We start from the raw sequence: 5370 nt of genomic DNA on the forward strand, positions 1-5370 counted from the left end.
ATAATATTACATTGTTGATGAATGAAATGCTTGATACCATCGATCATTCCATTGTTTTTTTAAGTGATTGTTTCCAAGAAAAAGGAACGATATAAAAAGAAGGTCCTCCAAATTGGAAGACCTTCTTTGTCTTTATTTCACTTCTTGTTCTTGCTCTTCATTGAACCATAATGGATCCATATCATCGATATCGCCATTATAATTAATAAATACTTCTTCGCCTGCTTTAATATCTTTAAAAGCAGAGAAATCAAATGTTTCATTATCAAAATTAATATCATACGTTGCATTTGGTTCATATGAATGGTTGAATAGCATACCATAACCTAATAAGATTGCTGAGCGTCCAATACCATATTCAAATGCGTAATCCGCAAATACTGTTTTTTCAATATATTGATGTTCTTCATTTGGATAAGCCAGAACAGGTGCTTGGTGGAAAAGTGTGCCTGCTTTAATATCTACGGTCGCAAATACGCCACGACCACTTACTTCTGAGTTTTTAATTTCAATCATTGTTATGTTGGTTCTCCTAGTCAGGTAAATTATGTTTCGCTATTAACTGTAACATGAATTGCCTATGAACGCTTGATTTTTTTACTCGTATTCATATAAATCAGTCCTGCTATTATAATAACAATCATTAAAATTGTCGCAACAATACCAAAACTTTGATTGTTTGTTTTAATACTAGGTATAATTAATAGAAGACACCCTGTAATACCTAGCATCATTACACCCATCGCACGACAAAGAGCTACTTCATCATACTTCTCCTTTTCTAATGCTGCCATCGTATTATACCCGGCAATTAAAAATGCACCTTTCCCCATAAGTAGGATAATACTTAAAATTAAAAATAAAATAATAACTACCCCTAATATAATCATACGCCACCTCCTGAATCTATTTTACAATATTTAACACTTCTAAATCTATTATAGATACAAAATTCTTACTTGTGGTGCTATCTACTATATGTGCTGAATCAGCAAAAATTGAAGATTTTTTCTCAAAAGTGGGAACCAAAGTGGGAACCGTTTAAAAACGTTGCACTATATCTTTTCTATAAAGCGTGATATAATAGGCTTTCAAGACATTTAAAAAGGACTGAAATTCACTTGATTAATATTGAAATGCCAAAACCAACCGTTGTTATTCAACAACGTGAACAACAACTAAAAGAAGGCGAAGCGCCAATTACGCCATTCCATGGTTTTATTGATTTACACAAAATCACTCGTGAAAAAGGCGGTATCTTCTTATTTTATAATGAAGCAAACGAAGTACTATTCGTTGGTAAAGCACGTAAAATCCGTCAACGTGTGAAAAAACACTTTGAAGATAACGTATCTCCAGTAAAAGATCACCGTAACGAAATTTTCAAAATTGAAGTATATGAAATTGAAGATCCAATGGAACGTGAAATTTATGAAACATACGCTATCAATGCTTTCGAAGCAAAATACAATGTAGATAAAGTATTCTTCGACAAATAAAATAACGTAAAAAACAGGAGGCGATTTTTTTAATCTACCTCTTGTTTTTTTATGTTTTAAAATAAAAAATTTCACAAAGAAAACCATATCTATCTATGTTTGTACTCTTTTTCTAGTGCTTGAATGACCGATTCTAAAGCGACTTTCACCCCAAATTATGCTACAATTTACGAGATGAATGTACGAAAGGATGAGCAACGTGAGCGAACAAAAAATCGTCGGCATTGAGGAATTTGAAACACGTCGTCGGCATGCACTACGCGACGCGGAGCGTAATGCCTTCGAGAGTCATATACCTGTATCCTACAAACATGACATTAAAAATTACCGCGCTTATGTAGATCATACCCGTCAAGCACCTACTGCAGAGAGTATGTATGATTATTTGTACTATTCGATTACAGAGGAAAAAGTGAAAAAGACGACATTTGAAAAACGATTAGCAGCCATTAAAAAGTTATTAAAAGTAGAGTATGGCATTACATTTTTAAATAATGAAGCGTATTTAAAAGAGACGGCCTACTTGCGAAGTTTATTTAATAAGGAAGAGTTTGCTCGTCAAAAGCAAATTAAAGGGAAAAAACCTGTAGATTCCGCGCAGTTGAAAGAGGCCTTATCGTTACTAGATGTTCGTGGACGTGCGATTTGTCTCGTTAATTTAATTACTGGCAATCGTCCAAATGAAATGGTCGCCTTACAAATGCGCGACTTTGATTTAACAAGCCATACCGTTGATGTGTATTTGAAAAAGCAAAAGACATTTAAAACGAAGCGTTTAACGGATGAAGCAATCCAAGCCATAAAGCTCTACATTCAGGAATATGACTTAAAAACGGATGATTACTTTGTTGGGCAAATCATTGCCAATCAATACGGCAAAAAATACCGTAGTAAGCATGTTACTGAACGTAGTTATTTAAATGATTTGAATAAGTGGACAGGCTTATCCGGCTATAATTTCCGAAAAACTCTCGTAACAGATATGCATGAAAAAGGAGCAGACCTTGCGACAATCGCTGAACAAACTGGTCACCGCTCACTTGATACGATATCTAAGCATTACTTATCTGTATCAGATAAAACAATTGATAAATTTTTACCTTAGAAAAAGAGGCTGGAACAAAATATGTCATTTTCCCTTTTTTAGCGTTCGCAACGAAAAACCGGAACCGCACTACAGCGCGATTCCGGTTTTTCTTTTTCATTTATTTAGCGTTTTGTAAATTCAACTGTTGCTTCATTTTTCAATGTATTACCGATAATACAACCACGTTCAACCGTGATTAAGAATTTATCCTCATCATATTCAGATGGGAATGGTGGATAAGTAAGTTTTAGATGGAAATGGGTAAAGCGTTTTACACCTGATTCAGAAAGTGTACCCTCTACCTCTGCTGCTAAATCCGCTTCATTATAGTCAATGCCATCGCGCTCTAGTACTTCACGCATTGTTTTTACAGCACATGAGGCAAGCGTTGCTTCCACTAAAATTTTAGGATCTGCACCTGGCAAATCGTATGTTTTATCACCTGAATTAATTGTAATAACGTCGTTTATCTTTTGAATTTTTGTAGCCATTCTATCGCCTCCTACTGTCATTTTTCCCTGCATCTTTTAAACTAAACGTAAAATCATTTAAGTTTTTCTACAAAGTAGTAAATTTTCCATAAAATTTATGATACGCTTTAATAAAGGGAGGCGCTTTTATGAAAAAATTAAATCGATTCACGCTCGTATTTGCATTATTGAGCTTTGTGCTATCATTATTTTTATTTATTAAGCCCATCAGTACATTAAAAGTAATTGTTATTACATGCGCTGTTATTGCCATCATAAAAGGGGTATTTGATTTATGGAGATACTTCCAAATCAAAAAGAAAACGGGTAGTGGCCCAACATTTCGCTTAATTACAGGCATCACGATTGGGGCATTAGGTCTGTATTTATGTATTTATCCAACAGGCGGCGTAACGATTATTGGCATTATTTTTGCAATTTGGTTCTTAATTGAAATCATTGGCAATTTAATCGAAATACAAGTAATGCGCGCGCAAAAATCATGGTATCTCGTTGCGATGATTTTTAATCTATTATGCTTAGTCGTAGCCGTGCTATTACTTATTCGTCCTAGCTATGCGGCGATTAGTTTAACATTAATATTTGCGTTTTATTTCTTATTCCAAAGTATTGCCCTATTTGTCGGCTATTTTGGTCTAAAGAAATTAACACATTAAAAAAATAGGGCATCCACTTCAGTGGGGCCCTCTTTTCATATCGTTAGGAGGAAAAACATGGACATTCAAGAAGTGATTTGTCAGATTGCTAATATCGATGACACAGTGGCATTTTATGAAGCAATGGGCTTTAAGGTGAGCAAGCAGGCTACAAGTGCTAGCGTGGAAATTGGCACGAGTAAACTAACATTTATTAGTGGCCCGGATGCTTATACGTATCATATCGCCTTTAATATCCCGCGAAATGCTTTTCCCGATGCGAAGGAATGGCTACAGCAATTTGTAGAATTAATTGCTGAAGATGGCGAAGATGAAGTGTATTTTGAACGAATTGATGCCTACTCTGTCTATTTTTATGATCCAGCCGGTAATATTATGGAGCTTATCGCGCGCCGCCAAGAAGTTGAGGACGCGGAATATGAGACCTTTTCATCTGACACCATTTTAGCGATTGGTGAGGTGGGCTTTGTGATGCCACATATTGAGCAGGCACTGCATGTCATGGAAGATTTTCATATTCCTGTACGCGCCGGAAGCACCCCTTCTACGACAATGATTACATTTTACGGAGAAAATGGCTGCTACATTATTACCGCTCCTGCAGGGCGGAAATGGCTCTTTTCGTCACTTGTCGCCACGCCTTCTCCGATTACGATTCACACGTCGTATGGCACGATTATGTATCCGACAAATCTTGCCAAAAATCATCGAGAGACGTAATGCACTTTCCCCTATACTAATTGTAACGAGGTGAAGGAAATGAACTTACAAGGGTTTAATGACGTTTTGCATTATATTGAGGCGCATATTACAGAAACGATTGCAATAGATGACCTTGCGCGCTGTGCGATGCTCTCACCGTACAATTTGCAAAAGCTTTTTACGGTGCTAACAGGTATCCCGCTTGGTGAATATATTCGCCGGCGCAAGCTCTCTCGCTCATTATTTGAGCTACTTGAGACTAAGCAATCCATCCTTGATATTGCCCTACAATATGGCTATGCCGGACCAGATAATTATACGAAGGCCTGCAAAAAGTACTTTGGCTGTACCCCATCTGATATTCGCGCTAAGCGTCAAACCGTTTCCGCATTTCCGAAGCTCTCGATTCATGTTCAAATTAAAGGAGGAAGTTCAATGAATTATCGTGTCGAACAATTAGATGCCTTTCAAGTAGTCGGTGTAAAGGAAAGCTATGCGTCGATGGATGAAGGAGTAGAAAAAATTCCCGCGTTTTGGCGTCAGTTCTCTGGTACAGATAAAGAGCAACAGTTATTAAAGGAAGCGGCAGATGACGCGATGCTAGGGCTGTGTATCCCCACAGAGGATACTGCCTATGATTATGTCATTGGCATAAAAACCGATAATACCCAATTATCATTTGAATCCTGGACAATTCTCGCTTCTAAATGGCTTGTCTTCGAAGCGGTTGGACCGGTCCCAACCGCCATCCAGCAAACCACACGTGAAATTTTTGAAAGCTTTTTGCCAAGCTCTCAATATGAATTTACCCAAGCACCTGACTTTGAACGCTATCCTAACGGGGATGTGACCGCACCGGATTATGTGACAGAGATTTGGATTCCTGTAAAATAAAACATTTTAGCTATTAAATACTGCCCTCATATGATTAATGA

Annotated in this window: 8 protein-coding genes; 5 read left to right on the top strand and 3 right to left on the bottom strand. The window is 37.0% G+C overall.

Going from position 1 to position 5370, the window contains the following annotated elements:
* Positions 1-132 precede the first annotated feature (132 nt).
* Positions 133-516, bottom strand: a complete 384-nt coding sequence (locus KTHG_RS08770) for an SET domain-containing protein (RefSeq protein ID WP_126991815.1) — start codon at positions 514-516, stop codon at positions 133-135.
* A 62-nt stretch (positions 517-578) separates the two neighbouring features.
* Positions 579-890, bottom strand: a complete 312-nt coding sequence (locus tag KTHG_RS08775; RefSeq protein ID WP_126991814.1) for a DUF3784 domain-containing protein — start codon at positions 888-890, stop codon at positions 579-581.
* Between the two features lie 231 nt (positions 891-1121).
* On the opposite strand from KTHG_RS08775, the gene KTHG_RS08780 reads away from it, so the two are divergent.
* Positions 1122-1499 (top strand): nucleotide excision repair endonuclease, encoded by a 378-nt coding sequence (locus KTHG_RS08780; protein ID WP_139992892.1) that lies wholly within the window; start codon positions 1122-1124, stop codon positions 1497-1499.
* 190 nt (positions 1500-1689) lie between these two features.
* Entirely contained in the window at positions 1690-2604 is a 915-nt protein-coding gene (locus KTHG_RS08785) for a tyrosine-type recombinase/integrase (RefSeq protein WP_255512417.1), read from the top strand.
* Positions 2605-2708: 104 nt separating this feature from the next.
* Here KTHG_RS08785 and KTHG_RS08790 read toward each other — a convergent pair whose 3' ends face one another.
* A complete protein-coding gene (locus KTHG_RS08790) occupies positions 2709-3077 on the bottom strand; it encodes an OsmC family protein (protein WP_139992894.1) in 369 nt (122 codons plus the stop codon).
* Positions 3078-3205: 128 nt separating this feature from the next.
* On the opposite strand from KTHG_RS08790, the gene KTHG_RS08795 reads away from it, so the two are divergent.
* Genes KTHG_RS08795 through KTHG_RS08805 form a run of 3 tightly spaced genes read left to right on the top strand, consistent with a single transcriptional unit; the run spans position 3206 to position 5329 of the window.
* Entirely contained in the window at positions 3206-3733 is a 528-nt protein-coding gene (locus KTHG_RS08795; protein ID WP_139992896.1) for a DUF308 domain-containing protein, read from the top strand.
* A 57-nt stretch (positions 3734-3790) separates the two neighbouring features.
* Complete coding sequence (locus tag KTHG_RS08800; RefSeq protein ID WP_126991809.1) at positions 3791-4453, top strand: glyoxalase; 663 nt, start codon at positions 3791-3793, stop codon at positions 4451-4453.
* A gap of 39 nt (positions 4454-4492) precedes the next feature.
* A complete protein-coding gene (locus KTHG_RS08805) occupies positions 4493-5329 on the top strand; it encodes an AraC family transcriptional regulator (RefSeq protein ID WP_139992898.1) in 837 nt (278 codons plus the stop codon).
* The last annotated feature ends 41 nt before the right edge of the window (positions 5330-5370 follow it).

It is taken from the genome of Kurthia sp. Dielmo (genome assembly GCF_000307285.2).
Lineage (GTDB): Bacteria > Bacillota > Bacilli > Bacillales_A > Planococcaceae > Kurthia > Kurthia populi.